General features: G+C 68.5%; 23 protein-coding genes. 8 read left to right on the top strand and 15 right to left on the bottom strand.

The window, feature by feature from the left end:
- Window positions 1-20 precede the first annotated feature (20 nt).
- The 5 genes from JHD82_RS22590 to JHD82_RS22570 form a co-directional block, all read right to left on the bottom strand.
- The gene (locus JHD82_RS22590; protein ID WP_199138913.1) at window positions 21-971 is read right to left on the bottom strand and encodes an AEC family transporter; all 951 of its coding nucleotides are present in this window, start codon (window positions 969-971) and stop codon (window positions 21-23) included.
- Between the two features lie 128 nt (window positions 972-1099).
- Window positions 1100-1459: a hypothetical protein gene (locus JHD82_RS22585; RefSeq protein ID WP_012202490.1), complete on the bottom strand. Its 360-nt coding sequence runs from the start codon at window positions 1457-1459 to the stop codon at window positions 1100-1102.
- Between the two features lie 99 nt (window positions 1460-1558).
- Complete coding sequence (locus JHD82_RS22580; protein ID WP_199138912.1) at window positions 1559-1960, bottom strand: roadblock/LC7 domain-containing protein; 402 nt, start codon at window positions 1958-1960, stop codon at window positions 1559-1561.
- Entirely contained in the window at window positions 1957-2520 is a 564-nt protein-coding gene (locus JHD82_RS22575) for an ATP/GTP-binding protein (protein WP_199138910.1), read from the bottom strand. Before JHD82_RS22575 ends, JHD82_RS22580 begins: the two co-directional genes overlap by 4 nt.
- A complete protein-coding gene (locus JHD82_RS22570) occupies window positions 2517-3263 on the bottom strand; it encodes a hypothetical protein (RefSeq protein WP_199138901.1) in 747 nt (248 codons plus the stop codon). The genes JHD82_RS22575 and JHD82_RS22570 overlap by 4 nt, the downstream gene beginning before the upstream one ends.
- Before the next feature lie 281 nt (window positions 3264-3544).
- On the opposite strand from JHD82_RS22570, the gene JHD82_RS22565 reads away from it, so the two are divergent.
- From JHD82_RS22565 to JHD82_RS22550, 4 genes are all read left to right on the top strand, one after another.
- The gene (locus JHD82_RS22565; RefSeq protein WP_043780446.1) at window positions 3545-5614 is read left to right on the top strand and encodes an ATP-dependent helicase; all 2070 of its coding nucleotides are present in this window, start codon (window positions 3545-3547) and stop codon (window positions 5612-5614) included.
- A gap of 17 nt (window positions 5615-5631) precedes the next feature.
- Window positions 5632-6120, top strand: coding sequence for a hypothetical protein (locus JHD82_RS22560; RefSeq protein WP_199138899.1), 489 nt, complete (start codon window positions 5632-5634; stop codon window positions 6118-6120).
- 88 nt (window positions 6121-6208) lie between these two features.
- Window positions 6209-7429 (top strand): phospholipase A, encoded by a 1221-nt coding sequence (locus tag JHD82_RS22555; RefSeq protein WP_012202484.1) that lies wholly within the window; start codon window positions 6209-6211, stop codon window positions 7427-7429.
- Between the two features lie 168 nt (window positions 7430-7597).
- Window positions 7598-8050, top strand: coding sequence for a hypothetical protein (locus tag JHD82_RS22550; protein ID WP_012202483.1), 453 nt, complete (start codon window positions 7598-7600; stop codon window positions 8048-8050).
- Between the two features lie 23 nt (window positions 8051-8073).
- Here JHD82_RS22550 and JHD82_RS22545 read toward each other — a convergent pair whose 3' ends face one another.
- Window positions 8074-8544 carry a universal stress protein gene (locus JHD82_RS22545; protein WP_012202482.1) on the bottom strand — a complete coding sequence of 157 codons (471 nt, stop codon included), beginning with the start codon at window positions 8542-8544 and terminating at the stop codon, window positions 8074-8076.
- A 135-nt stretch (window positions 8545-8679) separates the two neighbouring features.
- Here JHD82_RS22545 and tgt point away from each other — a divergent pair, with 135 nt between their 5' ends.
- Window positions 8680-9852: a tRNA guanosine(34) transglycosylase Tgt gene (gene tgt / locus JHD82_RS22540; protein WP_012202481.1), complete on the top strand. Its 1173-nt coding sequence runs from the start codon at window positions 8680-8682 to the stop codon at window positions 9850-9852.
- Between the two features lie 36 nt (window positions 9853-9888).
- On the opposite strand, the gene JHD82_RS22535 is transcribed toward tgt, so the two are convergent.
- The gene (locus JHD82_RS22535; protein ID WP_012202480.1) at window positions 9889-10839 is read right to left on the bottom strand and encodes a LysR family transcriptional regulator; all 951 of its coding nucleotides are present in this window, start codon (window positions 10837-10839) and stop codon (window positions 9889-9891) included.
- 111 nt (window positions 10840-10950) lie between these two features.
- Here JHD82_RS22535 and JHD82_RS22530 point away from each other — a divergent pair, with 111 nt between their 5' ends.
- A complete protein-coding gene (locus tag JHD82_RS22530) occupies window positions 10951-12081 on the top strand; it encodes an aryl-sulfate sulfotransferase (protein WP_199138897.1) in 1131 nt (376 codons plus the stop codon).
- Window positions 12078-13076: a tripartite tricarboxylate transporter substrate binding protein gene (locus tag JHD82_RS22525; protein ID WP_199138895.1), complete on the top strand. Its 999-nt coding sequence runs from the start codon at window positions 12078-12080 to the stop codon at window positions 13074-13076. The genes JHD82_RS22530 and JHD82_RS22525 overlap by 4 nt, the downstream gene beginning before the upstream one ends.
- Before the next feature lie 29 nt (window positions 13077-13105).
- Here JHD82_RS22525 and JHD82_RS22520 read toward each other — a convergent pair whose 3' ends face one another.
- From JHD82_RS22520 to JHD82_RS22490, 7 genes are all read right to left on the bottom strand, one after another.
- A complete protein-coding gene (locus tag JHD82_RS22520; protein ID WP_199138893.1) occupies window positions 13106-13876 on the bottom strand; it encodes a hypothetical protein in 771 nt (256 codons plus the stop codon).
- A 120-nt stretch (window positions 13877-13996) separates the two neighbouring features.
- Window positions 13997-15124, bottom strand: a complete 1128-nt coding sequence (locus JHD82_RS22515) for a diguanylate cyclase (RefSeq protein ID WP_230357315.1) — start codon at window positions 15122-15124, stop codon at window positions 13997-13999.
- 160 nt (window positions 15125-15284) lie between these two features.
- Window positions 15285-16499: a GGDEF domain-containing protein gene (locus JHD82_RS22510; RefSeq protein WP_199138891.1), complete on the bottom strand. Its 1215-nt coding sequence runs from the start codon at window positions 16497-16499 to the stop codon at window positions 15285-15287.
- Between the two features lie 157 nt (window positions 16500-16656).
- Window positions 16657-17790, bottom strand: a complete 1134-nt coding sequence (locus JHD82_RS22505) for a zinc ribbon domain-containing protein (protein WP_199138889.1) — start codon at window positions 17788-17790, stop codon at window positions 16657-16659.
- A gap of 67 nt (window positions 17791-17857) precedes the next feature.
- The gene (locus JHD82_RS22500; RefSeq protein WP_199138887.1) at window positions 17858-18676 is read right to left on the bottom strand and encodes a DUF2145 domain-containing protein; all 819 of its coding nucleotides are present in this window, start codon (window positions 18674-18676) and stop codon (window positions 17858-17860) included.
- 8 nt (window positions 18677-18684) lie between these two features.
- On the bottom strand, window positions 18685-19155 hold the full coding sequence (locus JHD82_RS22495; protein WP_197944468.1) for a hypothetical protein: 471 nt from the start codon (window positions 19153-19155) through the stop codon (window positions 18685-18687).
- Between the two features lie 38 nt (window positions 19156-19193).
- Entirely contained in the window at window positions 19194-19667 is a 474-nt protein-coding gene (locus JHD82_RS22490; RefSeq protein ID WP_012202471.1) for a YiaA/YiaB family inner membrane protein, read from the bottom strand.
- 310 nt (window positions 19668-19977) lie between these two features.
- Here JHD82_RS22490 and JHD82_RS22485 point away from each other — a divergent pair, with 310 nt between their 5' ends.
- Window positions 19978-21162: a trans-acting enoyl reductase family protein gene (locus tag JHD82_RS22485; RefSeq protein WP_065347386.1), complete on the top strand. Its 1185-nt coding sequence runs from the start codon at window positions 19978-19980 to the stop codon at window positions 21160-21162.
- Here the strand turns inward: JHD82_RS22485 and JHD82_RS22480 are convergent.
- Window positions 21159-23123 carry an MFS transporter gene (locus tag JHD82_RS22480; RefSeq protein WP_034368816.1) on the bottom strand — a complete coding sequence of 655 codons (1965 nt, stop codon included), beginning with the start codon at window positions 23121-23123 and terminating at the stop codon, window positions 21159-21161. The two genes, JHD82_RS22485 and JHD82_RS22480, sit on opposite strands and share 4 nt — an antisense overlap.
- Between the last annotated feature and the right edge of the window lie 67 nt (window positions 23124-23190).

Below are 23190 nucleotides of genomic sequence, written 5' to 3'. Positions count from 1 at the left end.
CAGGTGTGCCCGGGGCCCACTCAGGTCATCAGCGCCACGGCGCCCGAGAAGCTCAGGAAGGCCAGCACCGTGGACACCAGGATGATGCGGGCCACGCGCCCGCCGTGCGCCCCGAAGCGCTCGGTCAGCAGCGAGACATTGCTGGCGCTGGGCAGCGCGGCCAGCAGCACCAGCGCCACAAAGGCCTCTTCACCGAGCGGCAGGCCCAGCGCCATGGCCGCGCGGGCCACGGCCCAGACCAGCAGCGGGTGGACCAGCAGCTTGGCCAGCGCAATGGGCACGTAGTCGCGCGCAGCCACGCGCTCGTGGCTGTTCCTCTGCGAGCGCGCCAGCACGGCGCCAATGGTGAACAGCGCCACGGGCGAGGCCGCGCCTGCCAGCATGGCCACGGTGCGGTCGATGGGGCCGGGCAGCGTCCAGCCTGCCGCCGAGGCCACGCCACCCAGCACGATGGCCCAGGGCATGGGATTGGCGGCCATGCCGGCAAACGCCCTGCGCAGCGCCACGGACACGCCATGCCCGCCCGGCAGCCCCAGGCGCGACAGCGCAATGCACAGCGAGGTGGTCACCACCATGTCGATGGCCATGGTGACGATGACCGGGCCTGCGGCACGCTCGCCCAGCAGCGCCACCAGCATGGGCACGCCCATGAAGCCGGTGTTGGGAAAGGCCGCCACCAGCGCGCCAAAGGCCGCATCGTTCCAGCCCACGCGCCGCACGGTCAGCGCCACGGTGGCGCCCACCATCAGCAGCGCGCACAGCAGGTAGACCACGGAGACGCCCACATCCAGCAGCTGGGCAATCGGCGTCTGCGCGCCAAAGCGGAACAGCATGCAGGGCAGCGCGAAATACAGCACGAAGGCGTTGAGCCCCGGTATCGCCGCCTGCGGCAGCACGCCACGCCAGGTGGCCGCAAAGCCGCAGGCCACAAGCGCGAAGAAGGGGAAGGTGATCAGCAGGACGGACAGCACGCGGCGATTCTGGCAGCAAGCCGGTGCCGCTGCCGCGCGCCCGTGTCACCGCGCGGACGCCGGGCAAAAAAAACTGCCGGAATCCGCATCCGGCAGGTCGGGCGTGAGCGCAATGCAAGCGCGTGCGCTTACAGCGCCAGGTCCTTCTCGACGTCCTGCACCTTGCGGCGGGCCAGCGCCAGATTGGAGCGGCTCTTGTCCAGCACCAGGTAGAAGAACACACCTTCATGGGCGGCCACGGGCCGGATGATGTGGTACTGGTGCGTCAGGGTGATCAGGATGTCGTCGATGGCGTCATCGAGCTTGAGCATGCGCATGGTCTTGAGCTTGGCGCGCACCACCTCCGTGTTGCCGGCAGCGGCCAGCTCCATGTCGAGGCCGGAGCCCACGCTGCCCATGAGCATGCCGCTGGTGCTGTCCACCAGGGCCGCGCACAGGGCGCCATCGATGCCCAGCAGGCCGTTCAGAGAATCATGTATCGAAGCCATATGCCACCTTTTCAAATAACAAGGGCAGGCTGTGCGATGGACCACCGCGCCCGCTCCTCGGGGGGGAGAAAACCAAACTTCTGCAGCGGATGCCGCGGATCAGGAACGGGACAGTTCGGAGGCCACTTCGCCCGCCGCCCACAGCGCGCGGCCCAGCAGGGCGCTTTGATCGACCACCATGCACAGGATGGCCGGCTGGTTGCCGGACACGGCCTGGAAGAGGACGGTGCCCAGCTCGGTCTCGAAGGTCAGCCGCCGGCAGGACTTGTGGCCTATCTCGGTGGCCACGGCCCTGGCCATGGCCATGAGCGAGCCCGCCATGGCCGACAGGCGCTCCGTCGGCAGTTCGCTCCTGACCCGCAGGGAGGTGATCTCGAAGCCGTCAGGCGTGCACAGCAAGGCGATGTGCACGCCCTCCAGGGGCGCCACCACGCGGCGGAGCACATCGCTGCCAGCTTCGATCAGAGAGGGAGGAATCCGGGGAAGCGTTGGTGTCTTCATGCCTGACTTTGCAAGGAAAGCAAGGAAACGAGCACCCCCAGCGCATCCAGCAACTGCTGCCGGTCACGGGGGTCCGCCTGGATGACAGGCACTATACCGTGACCTCTGTCCGCCAAGGCGCTGCTGAATGCTTCCTGCTGTTGCTCGCTGGCATCACGGCAGCTGACCACCACCACCAGGGGCTCGGATTCCAGAGAGGCGATCTCGGCCAGGCACTGTGCCGCGTAGTCCGGTGCGCGGGCGTCGCCGACATCCACCATCAGCAGCACGCCCACCGAGGCATTGAGCACCCAGCGGCGCACGAAGTCGAAGCGTTCCTGCCCCGGGCTGCCCACCAGCTGCAGCCGCTCTCCACCGCCCAGGTCGATCTCGCCGAACTCGGCACCCACCGTGGTGAACTCCTTGGAATGGGAGGCCCGGTCCAGATTGGGCACATCCGCCGCCGCCATCAACGCGCCGCACAGGCTGCGCAGCGCCGTGGTCTTGCCTATGCCCATGGGGCCCACCAGGCTCACCCGTACCAACCCGGCAGCAGGCTGCGCGTTCATCCACAGGCTCATGCCACTCCTCCGCGCCGGATCCAGCCGGCCAGCTTCTGCACCCACTGGCGCGGCAGCCCGGCCACCGCGGCAGGCGCCTGTACGCGGCTGCCGCGCAGCGGCGGGAGATCGTCTTCGCGCGCGGGCCGCAGGCTGCACTCCAGCAGGCTGCGCAGCCGGGGATGGCGCAGCAGTTCGGCCACGGCGCGGGCCTGCATGCCGCTGTGCTCGCACAACAGGGCCACCTCCATGGGGCCACGGCACAGCATGGCCAGGGCACGCAGGCATTCGGAGTTGTTCCACGGCGCGGGCAGCGCCACCCAGGCCTTGAGCTGGAAGCGGTAGCGGCAGTCCACGCCCTGCTGCTGCAGATCGTCCAGCGCCCGCTCCAGCGTATGCGACGTCGCCACCTGCTGGCGCACCGTCCAGTCCATGAGGAAGACGGCCGCCCGGTCCAGCATGTCGATCAGGTCGGACAGCGTGAAATTCATGTCCAGATAGGTTGCCAGGCGCTGCTGCGTGCGCTCCAGGTGCTGTCCCTGGGGCACTCCACCCACGTAGACCACGCAGGGCATCCACCCTGCAGCCTCGGGCGCGGGCATGTTGCCATCGACGACCAGCACCTGGGCGCTGACCAGGGGCACCTGCCGCCAGCCGCGCAGCGACTTGCGGGACGCCACGGCGAACAATGCCTCGAAACGCTGCTTGAGCAGAGGAGACCACAGCTCGGCAGCCAGGCCGATCTCGTCTGTAGTGCGAGCCATCTTTGACACCTCACCGGATAGGAACTGAAATGGACAAACCAGATTCGCCCGTGACAGAACATCGGCGAAGGCTGATATTTTGGATAGTTTTTACACATTACTCACTTGATTTAATGTGAACTTTTCTATTTAGACCAACGCCGCCACAGTACGGACCAGAGTGGCCGCGAGATTTGTCGCCGAATTCCAAGGGTGCTTACACCTGGCCTGATGGCCACGATCCCCGAAGCGGTATGCTCCCGCTTCCCTCACTTTCACGCCTTTCCCCGCGCAACGCACCCATGTCCGCAGGACTCAATCTGGCCCAGCTCCAGGCCGTCCACTACACCGAAGGCCCCTGCCTGGTCCTGGCCGGCGCGGGCTCGGGCAAGACACGCGTGATCACGCACAAGATCGGGCGCCTGATCGAGATGGGCATGGCGCCGCGCCGCATCGCGGCCATCACCTTCACCAACAAGGCCGCAGCCGAAATGCGCGAGCGCGCGGCCGGCCTCATCGGCCGCCAGGCCAAGGACGTGCTGGTGTGCACCTTCCACGCCCTGGGTGTGCGCATGGTGCGCGAGGACGGCCATGTGCTGGGCCTCAAGCCCCAGTTCAGCATCCTGGATGCCGACGACGTGACGGGCATCCTCAAGGACTGCTCGGGCGGCACCACCGACCTGGCCACGGCGCGCCAGTGGCAGTGGACCATCAGCAACTGGAAGAACGCCGGCTGGGACAGCCGCAAGGCCCTGGCCATGGCCCAGGACGACAACGAGCGCAGCACGGCGCTGATCATGCAGCGCTACGAAGAGCGCCTGACCGCCTACCAGAGCGTGGATTTCGACGACCTGATCGGCATGCCCATGCGCCTGCTCAAGAACCACATCGAGGTGCGCGAGAAATGGCAGCGCCTGCTGGGCCATGTGCTGGTGGACGAATACCAGGACACCAACGCCACGCAGTACGAGCTGCTCAAGATGCTGGTGGGCAGCCGCGCCCACTTCACCGCCGTGGGCGACGACGACCAGAGCATCTACGGCTGGCGCGGCGCCACGCTGGACAACCTCAAGAAGCTGCCGGTGGAGTTCCCGCAGCTCAAGGTGATCAAGCTGGAGCAGAACTACCGCTCCACCTCGGCCATCCTGCGCGCGGCCAACAACGTCATCCAGCCCAACCCCAAGCTCTATCCGAAGACGCTGTTCTCGGAGCTGGGCGAGGGCGAGCCCGTGCGCATCGTGGACTGCGACACCGAGGAGCACGAGGCCGAGCGCGCCGTCGCCCGCATCCAGAGCCTGCGCGCGGCCAGCAACCCGCCGCCGGACTGGAAGGATTTCGCCATCCTCTACCGCGCCAACCACCAGGCCAAGCCCTTCGAGAAGGCCTTGCGCAAGGCCAGCATTCCCTACAAGGTCTCGGGCGGCACCAGCTTCTTCGACCGCGCCGAGATCAAGGACCTGTGCGCCTGGTTCCGGCTGTGGATCAACAACGACGACGACCCCGCCTTCCTGCGCGCCATCGGCACGCCCAGGCGCGGCATAGGCCACACCACGCTGGGCAAGCTGGGCGAGTTTTCCTCGCAGCACAAGCTCAGCATGTTCGGCGCCCTGTTCGCGCACATGCTGGAAGCGGCCCTGCCCAAGAAGGCGCATGACAGCCTGCTGGAGTTCGGCCGCTACATCAACGACCTCGAGTACCGCGCCCGCCACACGCTGGGCGCCGAGCAGTCGCGCGGCTTCATGCTCGACTGGCTCAAGGAGATCGGCTACGAGCAGTACCTCTACGACAGCGAGGACAGCGAATCGGTCGCCGCCGCGCGCTGGAGCAACGTGCTGGAGTTCTGCGACTGGATGGCCCAGCGCGCCGGCGGCCAGATCGAGGATGCGGCGGGCACGACCACGCACACCGAGGTCAAGAGCCTGCTGGAAGTGGCGCGCAACATCGCCCTGCTGTCCACCATCAGCGAGCGCGAGAAGGAGCAGGACATGGTCATCCTGTCCACCCTGCATGCCTCCAAGGGCCTGGAATGGCCGCATGTGATGCTGGTGGGCGTGACCGAGGGCATGCTGCCCTTCAAGCTCGACGACGACAACGGCCGCCAGCAGAAGGTCAGCGACGAAACCGCCCAGCGCCTGCAGGAAGAGCGCCGCCTCATGTACGTGGGCATCACGCGCGCCCGGCGCTCGCTGGCCGTGAGCTGGACCAAGCGCCGCAAGAAGGGGCGCGAGATGGTCTCCACCCTGCCCAGCCGCTTCATCAAGGAAATGGGCCTGGACGCCGCCACCTCGCGCGAGGACCCGCGCGAGAAGCTGCGCCAGCTGCGCGCCGAGTTCGCCCTCAAGGCACAGCAGTCCACGCCCGCCGACTCCTGATTCCAGAAAGACACCGCATGCGTTTTTACCGCCCCGTTCTCAGCCTGGCGCTGGTGGCCGTGACCACCGCCTGCTCCAGCACGGACCTGCAGACCACCACCCGGCCCACCCTCCAGGCCACGCCCAAGGCCGCCCGCGCTGCCACCGCCCTGCCACACGCCCCATGTCCCGACGACGAGGAGATGAAGGACAGCCAGCTGCAGGGCGAATGGACGGGAACCGTCGAAGGCCAGTCCCAGCCCGTGCGCCTGCAGCTGGGGCCGCACCCCCAGTGGAAGGGCAACGTCAAGGGCACGATTGCGCGCGGCGCAGACACCCGCCCCATGGTCGGCGACGTGGCCGATGACCACATCACGCTGGAAGAAAGCGCCGACGGCAAGCGCATCACCGCCACCTGGCTGGGCGATGTCGTCGAAGGCAGCTGCGCCCGCGAGATCCGCGGCAACTTCATCGAAGGCGACGATGCGGCGCCCCGGCCCTTCGTGCTGCGCAAGCTCGCGCCGTGACCGGCCCCCGAGCCTGCACACGAGCCCCCTGCTCCCTCTTCACTCATTACCCCTTACTCTTCGCTCCTTCCATCACCGGACCCAAGCCATGACGACTCCTACACACCTGGATCGCCGCAAGCGCCCAAGCCGCACGCCGACACCCCTGCAGTGGGCCCTGGCCATGGGACTGGGCGCCACGCCCTGGCTCGGCGCCCAGGCGCAGACCGCGCCCCGCCCCCTGTCCGAGGACGCCTGGCGCCAGTGCGCCGCCACCACGGACAACCAGTCTCGCCTGGCCTGCTTCGACACCTGGGCCCAGCAGCAGCAGCCGCTGACCGCGCCGCCGGCCACCGGCTGGAGTGCTCCGGCCGCCAGCGCCGCAGCAGATCCTGGCGCCCTTCCCACGCCCGCCCCCGTGGTGACGGCCGACAGCGGCCAGGGCCTGGCGCTGCCCACCACCCCCACCAACGGCGGCTGCCGCGACCCGCGCTACAGCGAGCTGTCGCGCTACTTCGAGCTGGAACCGGGCAGCGACTGCGGCACCTTCAGCTTCCGCGGCTACCGGCCCATGTCCGTGTCCGTGGTGACGGCCGACCATGTCAACCGGCAGCCCACCACGCCCGGCAAGGACCCTGCGCAGTCGCAGCCCTACAAGACCGAGGAAATGCGCGTGCAGCTGTCCGTGCGCACCAAGGTCGCCCAGGGCCTGCTGACCAGCAGCACCTCGGCGGGCAAGGACTCGCTGTGGGTCGGCTACACCCAGCAGTCGTACTGGCAGCTGTTCAGCCCCGCCATCTCGCGGCCCTTCCGCAACACGGACCACGAGCCCGAGATCTTCTACGTCTACCCCACCGATGCCCGGCTGCCCTTCGGCTGGCGCTGGCGCTACAGCGGCGTGGGCCTGGTGCACCAGTCCAACGGCCAGAGCGATCCGCTGTCGCGCAGCTGGAACCGCTGGTATCTGATGACCGGCTTCGAGCTGGACAACCGCTGGCAGCTGCACGCCAAGGCCTGGCAGCGCATCCGCGAAAGCGCCGAGCACGACGACAACCCGCGCATCCAGGACTACATCGGCCGGGGCGAGGTGAAACTGGGCTGGAACGTCAATGCGCAGAACTATCTGGGCTTCACTGCGCGCGGCTCGCTGGGCCAGGGCCGCGGCTCCGGCCGCGTCGAATGGCTGCGCACCCTAGGCGAAGGATGGAACGGTGGCAAGAGCAATTTGCGCCTGCATGTCCAGCTTTTCAGCGGATACGGTGACAGCCTGATCGATTACAACTACAAGCGCACCGTGCTCAGCGTGGGCTTCAGTCTTCTGGACTTCTAGAAGACCGGCCCTCGCCTGGCACGCTTTGCCGCTTGCCCTTCGCGGGGGAAGCCCCGTCCCGCTGGCTGCATTGCCAGCGGCCGGGGCCATGCGTCAGAATGCGCCGATGCCCCGGGCCTTTTCAGGCAGGCCCGGAACCCGCCCCAGAACGAACCGCGGAGGTCCGCCATGGATTTGCAATACCAGCTCAAGGCCGGCAGTTACTGCCTGTACGACATGCGCGAGACGCCCAGTGCCATCACGGGCGAGCGCCGCTGCCGGCTCAGGACCGAGCTGGTGGCCATTGCCTTCGACCTGGTCACGGGCCAGGTCCATGAGCATGGCTCGCCCACGCGCATCCATGCCTGGGCGCTGTGCACGCGCAGGCGGCTGCGCGCGGCTGGCGACTGGGACCAGGCCGACAGCATCGTCGTGGTCTCCGGGCCCCTGCCGGTGGATGAGATCAACAAATGCCTGGGCATACGCGGCTACTGCCGCCGCATGTTCCAGCGCCTGGCCAGCCTGCCGCACGGCAAGCTGCAACCCCACGCGCATGCGCACGCTCATGGTGCCTACGGAGCTTACGGCGCCCATGCAGGCCGTCACCAGTCCCACCAGGGCCAGCAACGGCGGGCCGCCTGAAAGCCCGCGCGCGCCCGGCCCCCTCACTCGGGACCCAGGTCCTCTTCCCCTTCTTCATCTTGCGGCTCGGCATGCTTGACGATGGTCACGGGCAGCCGGCTGTTGCGTGCCACCTCGCGCGAGACCGAGCCGATCAGCACGCGCCGCAGGCCCCCCTGGCCCAGTGCGCCGATGATGATCTGCTCGCAGCCCGTGCTCTCGGCAATGTCGGCCAGCGCGGCGGCGGGCTCGCCCAGGCCGATCTCCACCTCGTAGGAAATGCCGGCCGCCCGCACCAGGGCCACGGCCGGCGCCACCAGGTGCATGCCGGCGTCCACGCTGGCGGCGGCAATCATGTCCGAGTCCTGCGTGGCCAGCTCGAACAGCGAGGCTTCCTGCTGCACATGGGCCAGCACGAAATGCGCCTGCAGGCCCTGGCGCACCAGGGAGATGGCGTGGTGCACGGCATCCAGCGAGGGCTCGGACCCATCGACGGCAATCATGATCTTCAGCATGCGGACCTCCTTTTTTGTAGCTGGCGAATCGCAACCACCCCAGTGTAGACGCGGGCCGGCTAAGCCAGACGGGCTCCGGGGACAGTCCCGGCGCGTCCGACACGCACATGCGGCCATCTGGGACAATGGAGGGCTATGCTGCAATTCGACCTGCTCAAGACCGATCCCTCCAGCCACGCGCGCCGCGGCCAGCTCACGCTCAACCACGGCGTGGTGCAGACACCCATCTTCATGCCCGTGGGCACCTATGGCACCGTCAAGGGCGTGATGCCGCGCAGCCTGCAGGAGATGGGCGCGCAGATCATCCTGGGCAACACCTTCCACCTGTGGATGCGCCCGGGGCTGGACATCATGCAGAGCTTCGGCGGCCTGCACGGCTTCGAGAAGTGGGACAAGCCCATCCTCACCGACTCGGGCGGATTCCAGGTCTGGAGCCTGGGCGCCATGCGCAAGATCACCGAGGAAGGCGTGCACTTCGCCAGCCCGGTCAACGGCGACAAGCTGTTCATGTCGCCCGAAGTCAGCATGCAGATCCAGACCGTGCTGAACTCGGACATCGTCATGCAGCTGGACGAATGCACGCCCTACGAGACCAACGGCCACAAGACCACCGAGGCCGAGGCACGCAAGAGCATGGAGATGAGCCGCCGCTGGGCCAAGCGCTCCAGCGACGAGTTCCAGCGCCTGGGCAACCCCAATGCGCTGTTCGGCATCGTGCAGGGCGGCATGTACGAGAACCTGCGCGAGGAATCGCTGCAGGCCCTGGTCGAGATGGACTTCCCCGGCTACGCCGTGGGCGGCGTCTCGGTGGGCGAGCCCAAGGACGAGATGCTGGCCATCATGGCCCACACGCCCCACCGCCTGCCTGCCCACAAGCCGCGCTACCTGATGGGCGTGGGCACGCCCGAGGACCTCGTGCAGGGCGTGGCCGACGGCGTGGACATGTTCGACTGCGTCATGCCCACGCGCAATGCGCGCAACGGCACCATCTTCACGCGCTATGGCGACCTGAAGATCCGCAACGCACGCCACAAGACCGACCACCAGCCGCTGGACCCCAGCTGCACCTGCCATGCCTGCGCCGGCACCAGCGGCGTGAGCTGGGAGCAAGGCGGACGCGACGGCTTCTCGCGCGCCTACCTGCACCACCTGGACCGCTGCGGCGAGATGCTGGGCCCCATGCTCACCACCATCCACAACCTGCACTACTACCTGAACCTGATGCAGGAAGTGCGCAATGCGCTGGAGGCGGGCAACTTCACTGAAATGCGCGCACGCTTCAAGGCCGAGCGCGCCCGGGGCGTCTGACGCCCCTCAGCCGATTGCTCGAGTCGCTCAGATCGCTCAGGTCGCCAGGTCCTTGAGCGACCAGGACACGCCGGTCTCGAAGCCGGCGCGCATCTCGTCGGCCACGCGCTCCAGCTCGTCCAGAAACAGCCGCATGGCGGCTGCCTTGGTGTAGCCGATGCGCTGGTACAGGCAGCCGGGCAACTGCGCACCGGCGTCGTGCAGGGGCCGCCAGAGCAGGCGGCCTGCCGCCACATCCTCGGCCACGTTGTCGGGCACCAGGAATCCCAGGGCCGTGCTGCCGGCCACCAGGCGCCGCACCATGGGCACGGAACTGGTCTCCACCAGCGGCCGCTGCTGGTGCAGGGCCGCGCTGTCCATCTGCTCCAGCATGCTGCGCAACTCCATGCCCGGCGCCATCAGGATCAGCGGATAGTCCACGCAATCGCGCAGGCGCAGCAGGCGCGGCTCGGTGGCCAGCGGATGGCCGGGGGCCATCACCGCGCCCAGCGGCTGGGGCCAGGCGCGCACCTCCTGCACGCCGGGCGGCGGCGGGCGGCGCAGGCAATAGGCCACATCGATCTCTCCCTGCGCCACGCCGCGCAGCAGCTCCTCGCCCGTGCCCGAACGCACGCTGAAGGTGATGCCCGGATAGCGCCCGTGCAGGCTGGCGATCACCAGGGGCAGCAGGTACTCGGCCGTGGCATGGGACACGCCCACGCGCACATGGCCCCGGCGCAGGGCGCGCAGGTCCTCCACCTGGGCCAGCGCGTTGTCGAAGTCACGCTGGCTGCGCCGCACGGCCGCCAGCATCAGCTCCCCGGCCGTTGTCAGCTGCATGCCGCGCGGCAGGCGGTCGAACAGCGGCACGCCGACCTGGGCCTCCAGATTGAGGATTTGCTGGTTCACGGCGGCCGCCGTCAGGTGCAGCGTGACGGCGGCCTTGCGCACCGAGCCACGGCGCGCCACCTCGTCAAAACAGCGAAAGGCCTGGGAGATTGCGGGCATGGCGCGGAGTGTAAATTTTTATCTGACACCTCATCCGAAACAAACAGCTATTCCTGACGCTTGCGACTGCCTAGAGTGGCGCTCATTCCCGGCCTCCTTTGAAAGCAGCCCATGGCAAGCACCGTAGACCAAGTCACCCAGCGCCGCCGCGGCGTCGGACTCATCGCCCACGACCCCGCCCTCTCGGCCGGCGGCTACACCCTGATCGCGCCGCAGACGGCCGACGGCCATGTCTACCTGGTGGACATCGAAGGCCGCGTGGCCCATGAATGGAAGCTGCCCGTGCGCGCGGGCCGGCACGCCGTGATCCTGCCCAACGGCAACCTCGGCTACAACGGCAACCACCCCCGCTCGCCAGACCGCTATGCGCCGTGGTCCATGTGGCATGGCGGCGATTTCTACGAGGTCACGCCGCAGGGCAAGATCGTCTGGCGCCACGAGGACCCGGACCACCACCATGACGCGCAATGGCTGCCCAACGGCCATCTGCTCTACGCCGCCTGCGCGCCCGTGCCTGCGGGCTTTGCCGAGCGCGTGCCCGGCGGCACCGCGCATGGGCCCGGCGAGGTGATGTACGGCGACGTGATCCGCGAAGTGGACCGCAGCGGCCGCCTGGTCTGGGAATGGAAGGCCTGGGAGCATCTGGCGCCCGAGGACTTCCCCATCCACCCGGGCTTCGGCCGCTACCACTGGCCGCTGGTCAACGGGCTTGGCGTGAGGGCCGACGGCAGCGTGCTCATGAGCCTGCGCACCACCTCCGGCATCATTGCCGTGGACAAGGCCAGCGGCGCGGTGACGCTGCACATTCCGCCGTCGGTGGTCTCACACCAGCATGCGCCCGTGGCGCTGGACAACGGCCACATCCTGGCCTTCGACAACGGCAACTTCCGCGAAGGCGCCCATGTGGCCTTCTCGCGCGTGGTGGAGATCGATCCTGCCGACCACCGCGTGGTCTGGAGCTACCAGGACGAGATGGTCAACGCCTTCTACACCGCCTTCATGGGCAATGCCCAGCGCCTGTGGAACGGCAACACCCACATCACCGAATCGGCCACGGGCCGGCTCTTCGAGGTCACGCCTGCGGGGGAGGTGGTCTGGGAATACATCCTGCCCTGGTTCGCCGAGTACCCCGATGCCGCAGCGCGCCGCACCGGCCCCGGACGGCTCAACAGCGTGTTCCAGACCTGGCGCTACCACGCGGACCAGTTGCCCTGGCTGGGCGCCGCCGGGAGGCTGTCATGAGCCTCAACCGCAGGCAAATGGCGGCCTGGATGCTGGGCGCGCCCTGGCTGTCACCGGCAGCCCGTGCGTCCACGGCTGGGGCCGACGCCTGGCCCAGCCAGCCGCTGACCGTGGTCGTGCCCTTTTCGCCGGGCGGCAGCGTGGACGTGGCCGCGCGCCTGGTCATGCCGCGCCTGGCGGAGCGGCTGCGCCAGCCCGTGGTCATAGAAAACACCGTGGGCGCCTCGGGCACCATCGCCACACAGCGGGTGATCAAGGCCAGGCCGGATGGTCATACCGCACTGTTCGGCGTGGCCAGCTGCGTGCTCATTGCGCCGCTGGTGTCGCCAGAGCGCTTCCGGTATGACGGCCTCAGGGAACTGCTGCCCGTGGCGCCCGTGGCCTCTTCGGCCTTCGTGCTGGCAGGCCGCCCCGACCTGCCGGCCACCACGGCGGCCGAACTGGTGCAGTTGTCGCGCCAGCAGCCGGGCCGGCTGACCGTGGGCACCGATGGCGTGGGCACCAGCCTGCACCTGACCGCAGAAATGCTCCAGCAGCAGGCCGGCCTGTCATGGACGCATGTGCCCTACAAATCCGGCCCGCAGGCGCTGACCGAGCTGGCGGGCGGGCAGATCGACCTGGCCGTGCTGCCCGTGGCCCTGGTCCAGTCCTTCGTGCGCGAAGGCAAGCTGCGCGGTCTGGGCGTGACTTCCCGACAGCGGGCCGCCACCTTGCCGCAGACTCCCAGCCTGCAGGAAACGCCGGTCTGGCAGTCCTTTGATGTCGAGGCCTGGCAGGGCCTGCTGCTGCCGGCCCGCACCGATGCCCGCATCGCAGAGCGCCTGGCCCGCGAGACCGCAGCCGTGCTGGCCGAGCCGGATCTGGTGCGCAAGCTCGCCGACGCCGGCTTCAAGCCCATGGCCATGGAGCAAGCCCAGTTCATTGCCCACCTGGAGCGGGAGAGAAAGCTGCTGGAGGCCACGGTGCACGCCGCCCGCATCCACGGAGCGGGCTGATGCGGCCGGGGTAGCCTCGGTGCCAAGCCCTACTGCATGGCGCCGGGCGCGGCAAACGAGAAGCTGGCCATCTGCACCAGGGCCCGGCCCCGGGTCAACAGGTAGGAATGCGCAGGGGACTGCGCGCGTGGCTGCAGCCTGAAGAAGGACTTGCCGCCACAGCACTGGCCCACCATCTCGAACTCCGCGCCCTCCAGCCGGCAGCCCACCCGCAGGCCGGGCGCAGGCTCGTGGGTGATGGCGGACAGCTGCGACAGGCGCAGCAGCGCATCGGGCTCGGGCAGCACGGTGCTTTGGGCACTGCCATCGGCATGCTCCACATGCACGGACCGGCCCGCCAGCGCATTGCGCGGATAGACGATCTCCAGCCCCGCGCATCCACCGCGCAGGCCGCGCTGCAGGCCTCCCTCCATGCCATCCAGGGCGCGCGCCCAAGCCGTGAAGCCCAGCCCGCGCGCCGACCCTGCGATGCGCACGCGCCATGCCAGGCGCAGGGCACCACAGTCCACCGCGGTTTCGTAGAGGACCTCGAAGCGGTCGTCTTTCTCGCGCAGGCTCAGTTCGCCGCTGCCATGCACGCAGCGGTCTCCCTGTTCATCACGCACCGCAAAGGCCACGGAGCGCAGGATCTCCAGGCTGCCGTAGCGGACGCTGCGCAGGCAACCATCGGCCAGTTCGGCACTGAGCGGCCCGGCCTGCAGCTGGCGGGGCCTGGACGACAAACGCCCTTCCCAGCCCGCAATGTCTACGGCCATGCTCCCGGCGATGTTGCCGGCGGTTTCAGCGATCCATTGATTCATATGCACATCCCAGCCCGTCCTGGACAGGGTGCCGATGCTATGGACGATCCGTGCGAATGAATAACGATGTTTTCTGGCACTCGTCGTGAGCTGCACTCACAAGCCACACGCCACAAGCAGTCAGGCAGGCGTTGCGCTGGGGGCCGGCCGGGCCTGCTGCGGCTCCAGCACGGTGCAGTTGCGGCCCTGGGCCTTGCCACGGTAAAGCGCCGCATCGGCACGCGCAATGGTCGCCTCCACCGACTCGCCCGCGCGGTACTGCGCGGCGCCCAGCGTGCAGGTGACGCGGGCGCCCTCGCCCAGGGTCTGCGTCCACGGGGCTTCGGCAATGCGCAGGCGCAGGCGCTCCAGCAGTTCGCCGGCCTGGGCCAGGTCGGTGTCGGGCAGCACCAGCAGGAACTCCTCACCGCCATAGCGACCCACGCCATCGGCACTGCGCAGCTGCGACTTCAGCAGCGTTCCGAAGGCGCGCAGCACGCGGTCGCCGCCCTCATGGCCAAAGCTGTCGTTGATGCGCTTGAAGTGGTCTATGTCCAGCAGCGCCACGCACAGCACCGTGCCGCGGTCGTGGGCGGCGGTGCGCACCTCGTGCAGCCGCTCGATCACGCCCCGGCGGTTGCTGACGCCGGTCAGGTCGTCATGGCGCAGCAGGGCCTCGATCTGCGCCAGCGCCGTGGCCAGCTTGTCATTGGCGATGCCCAGCCGGTACTGCATGCTGCGAAAGAAGGTGGCCTGCACGCTGCAGCGCACCACGGCACCGAGCACCACGCCGAAGGCCAGCAACTGGCCTGCAGCCGTGTCCGTGGTCATGCGCATCAGCGGCCCCCTCCAGAGAATGATGGCCGCCACGGCGATGAGCGTGCCTATCCAGGTCAGCCAGAAGCTGGTGCGGCTGCGCGCCAGGAAACCGTCGGCGCTGAAGGCGATCAGCATCACCATGGACTGGAACGCCAGCGCAGGGGCGGCCATGACCATGCCCAGCACGCCGATGATGGACACCAGCTGGTGCGTGAGGAACATGCCCGGATCGCGCAGCCTGTGGCACCAGTCGCTGGCATAGGCCCAGGTGATGAAGCCCATGCCCGCCGCCACCCACAGGCCATAGCCCAGCACCACGGCCCAGGGCGCATAGCCGGCCCAGGCATGGCCCAGAAACAGCAGCAGCGCATAGATATGGCTGACCAGCACGGAGATGTGCAATTGCCAGGTGCGGCGCTTCCAGCGCTCCAGGTGCAGCGCCTCGTCCACCAACGGCGACGCCGGCTTCGGCCCCCACAGGAGACGGTCCGGGAAATTCCGAGAAATGGAGGAAAGCACGGGCATGCGAAGAAGCGCGGCGGGCCGGCGGCCCTCATGGGCGCCCATTGTGACCGCATCCGGGAAATCCCGGGGATTGCATCCTTCTCGCCTAGGAGGTACGTGGCGGCCGCACGTCCTCGGCCACCACGATCTGGTTGCGCCCGCAGGCGCGGCCATGCGCGAGGGCCGCTTCGGCACGCTGCACCAGCCGCTCCGAGGTTTCGCCCGCCTGGAACTCCGCCACGGCCAGGGTCAGGGTCAGCGGGTCCTTGTCGGGATCGGGGATGGGCTTTTCGCTCCAGTGCTGCTGGCGCACGCCCTCGCGCACGCGCTGCAGCGCCCAGACGGCTTGGACGGAGGCGGTATCCGGCATCACCAGCATGAAGGTGTCATCGCGGTAGCGGCCTATGCCGTCCACCGTGCGCAGGTGCGTGACCAGCAGGCCGCTGAGCATGAGAAGCACCCGGTCCTGCAGCGATGGTCCCTTGTGCGGCGGGTGCACGCCCGCACGCTCCACCCAGGGGTCCAGCTCCAGCAGCACCACGCAAAACGGTTCGGGCTTGCGCGCATGGCGCTCGCGCAGGCCATCGACGGCATCCATCAATCGCGAGTAGTTGGCCACGCCGGTCAGCGTGTCGCGCCCCGTGGGCAATTGCAGCGAGCCCACGCGGGTCTGCAGTTGCTGCACATCTTCGGCCAGCTGGCCGCAGTAGCTGGACAGCTGCGCCAGTTCCTCGGTGTACTGGCGCTGCATGCGGCTCAGTGCCTGCCACAGGGCCAGCGCATGCACGGCCAGCGGCAGCAGCACGCTGGCCAGCCACAGAATGCGCACGGCGACCGAGCCCGGTGCCATCTGCGGCATGGGCCTGGCCACCACCACGGCGCAGAGCATGGCCAGCATGGCGCACAGCAGCACGATCTGGCCTGCGGGCAAGTGCAGCGCCTGCTCGCGCTCGCCATCCCAGGGCAGCCAGGCGATGGCGGCCAGCCACAGCAGGGCAGAGGCCCAGGCCAGCGAGGGCTGCCAGGCCGCCAGCAGCAAGGCCATCGTGGCCTGTATCCAGCCGTGGCCGCGCAGCGTCCGGGTCAGCGGCAGGCCGGCAGCATGGCAGCGCCAGACCCAGGCCATGCCGGCCAGGGCCGACAGCGCGGCGTAGGCCGCCCAGGCTTTCCATGAAGAAGGGCCGGCCAGCACATGGGCAGCCAGCAGGGCAGCCCCCACGGCCCAGGCCGCCAGGGGAAGAAGATGGGCGGACGCGCCGGCCGGTGGTTGGGCGGGCTGCGCCGGCGTGTGTTGTGGGGGATACGGCAGCTGGCGTGACATGGCATCCTCGCTGAAGACATCTGCGCCCCGGCCGAGCGCGCAAGCCATGGTGTACCACAACCCCGCGCAGCTTCAAGGGTCTTGCCGGCTCCGGCCGACACCGCCACAGCCGTCGCCAGGGCCACTTCAGGCGGGGGTCAGGCGGGCTCAGCCAGACTCAACCCGGTGCCGGCCCGGCCTCCTGCACGGGAGGCACGGGAGCCACGGCAGGCGCAGCGGACGTGGAAGGCAGCACGGCTCCCGGCTTCCTGCGGTTGCCATCGGCCTGGGTGCCGCAGCTGTGGCAATAGTGCACAAAGGCGCTCTTGCGGGTATTGCAACTGCCGCAACGGTCGAACAGGCCTATACCGCAGTGGGGGCAGAAATCGATGGCGCCGTCCTTCAGGTCCACGGGGCGCTCGCAGCCCGGGCATACGCCCTTGGCCAGGCGGGCCAGGGCCACGTCGTAGCCCAGTTCCTGGCGCCGCTGCATCTCGGGCAGTGACTCCTGCTGCTTTTGCCGCTCCAGGTAGCGGTTCAGGCCCAGAATGGCCGCGCGCCCCAGCAGGACCGTCACCACGATGCCGACCACATAGCGCACGTAGCCGCCGTAGTCGGGCAGGTAGGGCACGAGTTCGACGAAGAAGGCGAACAGCGCAAAGAAGATGAAGCCCCAGACAAAGGGCCACCAGGTGCTCTTGCGTTGTTTGGCGAACAGCCAGCCGGCCACCAGCAGCAGGGGCAGGGTCAGCGCCAGGCGGTAGAGGAAGACGCGCAGCTCGATGGCGCGCATCTCCTTGCGCCAGGACTCCATGGCACCGTCGCGCAGACCGTCCCACTGGCGGTTGGCCGCGTCCAGGCGCTGGCGTGCCTGCAGGCTGGCGTCCTGCAGCCGCTCCACGGCAGCGCGTGCGGCGTTCTCTTCCTGCTTGATGGCATCCAGCGCCTGGGTGCGCGACAGCAGCTCGCTGTCCTGCTCGGGCCGGGCCGTGGCGCGGCGCGTGGCCACCCAGTTGTCGAAGGTCTCGCGCGCCGAGCGGTAGCGCGCCTGCGTGGCCTGGTACTTGAGGCGCGCGTTCTGCAGCGCCGTCTCCGCCTTGTCGTGATCGGCATCGGCGGCCTTGATCTCGGCCTTGACGGGCTCGGCAGCAGCGGGCGCGATGAAGTCCTCCACCGTGCGCGGCGACTCGACCTGGGGCAGATCCCCCACCACCAGGCCGCCCAGGCCGATGAGGAACGAGGCGAACACCACCGCCACCAGCCACAGGCCTCGGCGGAACCATTTTTCGGGCAGACGCAGGGCCTTGCTCATGGGGAAACTCCTGTTTCAGTGGCCTGCGGCCGAGGAAGACCGCAGGCGGAGGAAAAGCCGGTCCGGCTCAGGGCAGCACGCGCACCGGACCCGCCAGCTGGCTGCGCTGCAGCCACTGCGTCACCGACTCCACGGTCACGGTCTCTATGCGGCTGGCATAGCGCTTGTCGTTGGGATGGTCGTCGAAGGCGATGTTGGCAGCCGTCACGCGCCCGCCCAGCCGCGACAGCGCGCGAATCACCAGCACGCCAGGCTCGTAGCCCTTGAACTGCAGCCAGGCCTGGGCCTGCTCGCGCCGCTGCACCGTGGCCGGCTCCATGGCGGCGGCCAGGGTTTCGGTGGCCCACTGGTTGGACTGCTGGTAGCGCTGGCCCCAGGCATAGCTGACCATGCTGTAGGGCTCGTGCTGCAGGCGCAGCACGGTCTGGGGCTGGCTCAGAAAGGTCCACAGCGCCTGCTGCACGGCGGGCGTGGGCACCTGAACGCCGGCCTCGTAGCGCCACAGGTCGTCCAGGAAGAATTCGCCCAGGCCCTGGCGGTAGACATGGCCGCCGGCCGTGCCGCATTCGTTGAGCTTGTGCGCCACGCGCCAGGGGCCTTCGGGGGTCCTGTAGGCCCAGCCGTAGTGCGAGTAGTGCAGGTCGTACTTGCTCAGGTCCTGGCCCACGCGCGCCAGCAGCACGACGCGGGTGCCGTTCTTCGCATATTCGGCATCCAGCGCCTGGGATGTGCGCTGGGCCAGGTCCAGCCCCTTTTGCAGGGATTGGGGGGTGAGGGGCTTGTCCTCGCAGCTGCGGCCTGCATGGGCCGTGCCCAGCGCGGCGGCCAGCAGCAGCACCAGGCAGGCGGAACGGGCCCCCGGGGAAAGGGAGAGAGACGGTTTCATGACGGGCATCACAGGCGTTCGTTGTGCAGCAGGGCCTTGCCCATCTCGTTGGGAATGAAGGCCAGCACCTTGCCGGCCGCCGAGATGACAACGCCTGCGCCGATCACGCTGCAGGTCAGCACCGTGCCCACGGCATAGACCGAGGCGGAGGCGCCCCGCCCCACCACTTCCACGCTGGCCTGGGCGCCATCGGAGGCACGCTCGAGCAGATAGACCGTGCCCGTGGCCGAGGCCTGCACCGCCTTCACGGTCAGCACCGCGCCGCCCACCGACAGCGCGGCCGGCAAGGCCACCACGGCGCCAGCGGCCGTCGAAGCCACCGAAGCCGTACCCACCACGGAGGCCACGGGCAGCATGGACAGCGCCACGGAGGCCTCGCTTTGCGCATGGGCAGGCGCCATGGCCAGGGCTGCGCACAGCGCACCAGCGGTCAGCAGGGCACGCGGCAGGCGCGCGAAAACGGATTGGTTGACCATCATTGCTTGGACTCCTGGAAATGCGGGGGAAGGGGTGGACATCACTCGGCGTCGGCCGGTTGCGCGGCCTCGCGACGGCCATGCATGCGGGCCTGCGCCAGGTCGGCCTCGTGGCGGTCACGCAGCATCTTGGCCAGCGTGAAGGCGGTGGTGATGAGATAGAGCCAGCTCACGCCCAGGAAGGCCTTGTAGGTCACGTTGATGTCCATGCTCACCAGCCCCCAGCCGGTCAGCGCCATGGACACGGCAAAACCGCCCCAGACCACCAGCTTCCACATGGGCGTGTCGCCTGCGCCGCTGCGGCCGCCCTCGTTGTCCCGCACGAACTTGGCCAGCACGAAGGCGGCCGAGAGGCAGAACACATAGCCCATCACCATGAAGGCCTGCTCCAGCTGCTCGCCGGGCAGCCAGGCCAAGCCGATGGCGCACAGCGAGACCGCAATGCCGAACGACACCCACACCTGCAGTTGCCAGGCCCGGGTATCACGCTGAACGACGATGGGAGAAGAGGACATTTGCCGAGGTGCCCCTCAAGGGCATTGGTTGAACACGGGACGCATGGTGCCCAGACGTAACTTGCGTGTCTGCATTCAACCGTAACAGTGGCCAGACACAGGCCATCGAGTATCTTCAAACGGTACTTTTCAAGTTTTTGACTGTTGTTTACACCCCAAAAAGTTCCTGCATGTGACACCAGCACGCAGGACATCGGGCACGGCACCTGGGCGACAGGAACCCTGCGGCGCGCCACAGACAATGCGCCCACCCCGGCTGCAGTGCAGCGGGCAATCGCACGTTCGCCACGCTGATTGATGGAGATCTCCCATGACCAAACCCTTTGACCTCGTCGTCCACGGCGCCACCGGCTTCACGGGCCGGCTGGTGGTGGAGTACCTGCTCAGGCGCTACCCCGCAGGCAGCGGCCTGCGCTGGGCCATGGGCGGGCGCAATGCCGCCAAGCTCGCAGCCGTGCGCGACGAGCTGGGCGCGCCCGCCGATACCCCGCTGGTGGTGACCGACACCGGCAATCCCGCAAGCCTGCAGGCGCTGATGGAGCAGACCCGCTTGGTGCTGACCACGGTCGGCCCCTACCAGCTCTACGGAAACGAACTCGTGGCCGCCTGCGCCAGCGCCGGCGTGGACTATGTGGACCTGTGCGGCGAGCCAGCGTGGATGCGCCAGATGATCGATGCCCACGAGGCCGCAGCCAAGGCCAGCGGCGCGCGCATCGTGTTCTCCTGCGGCTTCGATTCCATTCCCTTCGACCTGGGCGTGTTCATGCTGCAGCGAGAGATGCAGGCCCGCTTCGGCCAACCCGCCCAGCGCGTGCGGGGCCGGGTGCGCAAGATGAAGGGCACGTTCTCGGGCGGCACGGCGGCCAGCCTCAAGGCCACCATGGCGGCGGCCGCCGCCCAGCCGGGCGTGCTGGAGCTGCTGCGCAATCCGTTCTCGCTCACGCCGGGCTTCGAGGGCCCGCGCCAGCCGTCCGGCAGCAAGCCCATGGTGGACGAGGTGCTGGGCCTGTGGGTGGCACCCTTCGTGATGGCGGCCATCAACACGCGCAACGTGCACCGCTCCAACTTTCTGCTGGGCCATGCCTATGGCGCCGACTTTGTCTACGACGAGATGATGGTCACAGGTGCGGGCGAAAAGGGCGAGGCCCTGGCCAACGCCGTGGCGGCCGACAAGTCGCTGGGCGCGGACGACGGCCCCCAGCCTGGCGAGGGGCCATCGCGCGAAGAGCGTGAATCGGGCTTCTACGACGTGCTGTTCATCGGCACCGACACGGCCGGCCACAGCCTGCGCGTGGGCGTCAAGGGCGACCGCGATCCGGGCTACGGCTCCACGTCCAAGATGATCACCGAGGCAGCCGTCTGCCTGCTGCAGGACGCCCCGGACACGCCCGGCGGCATCTGGACCACGGCGCCCGCCATGGGCAACGCGCTCATCGCCAGGCTCAAGGCCAATGCCGGCCTGAGCTTCACGGTAGAGGAACAGAACCCCTCTTAAGCCGCCAGCAGCCGCTGCACGCGCTCGCGCAGCAGCGCGGGCTGCACCTCGGCCTGGGCCATGGGCTGGCCCACGTTCAGGCCCACGCGGTTGAACAGGCCACGGCGGAAGGGCCTCACCATGGCGCCGCCCTGCTCGATGCGGCTGAAGTACGAGCCCCAGAGATTGGTCAGCGCCATGGGGACCACGGGCACCTGCAGGCCATCGGCCTGGGCGCGCTCGACGATCTTCATGATGCCGCCCCGGAACTCCTGCAGCTGCCCGTCGCGCGTGATGCCGCCCTCGGGGAAGATGGCCAGCAGATCACCCTCGCGCAGCACCTGGGCGGCGCGCTCGAAGGCTGCCTCGTAGGTGGCGGGATCTTCCTTCTGGGGCGCGACCGGAATGGCCTTGGCCAGGCGGAACAGCCAGCCCAGCACGGGCACGCGGAAGATGCGGTGGTCCATCAGGAAGTAGATGGGCCGGGGGCTGGCGGCCATGAGCAGCACGGCATCGACAAAGCTCACATGGTTGCAGGCCAGGATGGCCGCGCCGGTGGCCGGAATGTGCTCGTCGCCCTGCACCTTGAAGCGGTACACGAAGCGCGAGGCCACCCAGGCCACGAAGCGCAGCAGGTACTCGGGCACCAGCAAGAAGATGTAGGCCGCCACCACGGCATTGGCAATGCCCGTGATCAGGAATACCTGGGGAATGCTGAAGCCCGCCGCCAGCAGCGCGCCGGCCAGCACGCTGGAGGCGATCATGAACAGCGCGTTGAGGATGTTGTTGGCCGCGATGATGCGTGCGCGGTGCGTGGGCTGGCTGCGCATCTGGATCAGCGCGTACATGGGCACGCTGTAGATGCCGGCCGACAGGGCCAGCATGCCCAGGTCGGCCATCACACGCCAGTGCGCGGGCTGGGCAAAGAAGGCGCCCACGCCCATCAGCTCGGAAGCCGGCAGCGCGCGCGAGGCAAAGAACAGGTCCACGGCGAACACGCTCATGCCGATGGCGCCCAGCGGCACCAGGCCGATCTCCACATGGCGGCGGCTGAACACCTCGCACAGCAGCGAGCCCGTGCCAATGCCCACCGAGAACACCACCAGCAGCAGCGAGGCCACATGCTCGTCGCCATGCAGCACCTCCTTGGCAAAGCTGGGGAACTGGGCCAGGAACACGGCGCCGAAGAACCACATCCAGCTGATGCCCAGCAGCGAGCGGAACACGGCGGGCTGCTCGCGGGCCAGCTGCAGGTTGCGCCAGGTTTCGGTGAAGGGGTTCCAGTTGATGACCAGGTGCGGGTCGGTGGCCGGCGCATTGGGGATGAACTGCGCAAAGATCCGCCCGATCACCGCCAGCGCCAGGCAGGCCACGGCCACCTGCATATGGCCCACCTCGGGCACGGCCACCAGCAGGCCGCCGGCCACATTGCCCAGCAAGATGGCCACGAAGGTGCCCATCTCCACCATGCCGTTGCCGCCCGTCAGCTCGCGCTCGCTGAGCACCTGGGGCAGGTAGGCGAATTTCACGGGGCCGAACAGCGTGGAGTGCAGGCCCATCAGGAAGACGCAGCCCAGCAGCAGCGGCACATTGGCCTGGATGAAGCCCCAGGCGGCCAGCGCCATGATGGCGATCTCCAGGTTCTTGACCAGGCGGAACATGCGCGTCTTGTCCCACTTGTCCGTCAGCTGGCCCGAGGTGGCCGAGAACAGCAGGAACGGCAGGATGAACAGCGCCCCGATCACCAGCCCCGCCATGGCCGAAGGCAGCCAGGAGACGCTGAGCTGGTAGGTCACCATCACGGTGAGCGCAAACTTGAACAGGTTGTCGTTGGCCGCCCCCGAGAACTGCGTCCAGAAGAACGGCGCAAAGCGCCGCTGGCCCAGCAGGGCGAACTGGTTGGGGTGCTCGTGCGCGGCCGATGGCACGGCGCCGGCCGTTGCGGTGGGGGCAGACGGGCTGCCGGTCTCTTGCTGGAACATCTTGTCTTCCCTCAACGGTTGGTGGCGCCGCCGTGGCCGCACGCATCGGCGCACATTGTGCCCGTAC

Source organism: Delftia sp. ASV31, from assembly GCF_016428765.1.
GTDB classification, from domain to species: Bacteria; Pseudomonadota; Gammaproteobacteria; order Burkholderiales; family Burkholderiaceae_C; genus Comamonas; species Comamonas acidovorans.
This window is presented reverse-complemented; position numbering and strand designations above follow the sequence as displayed.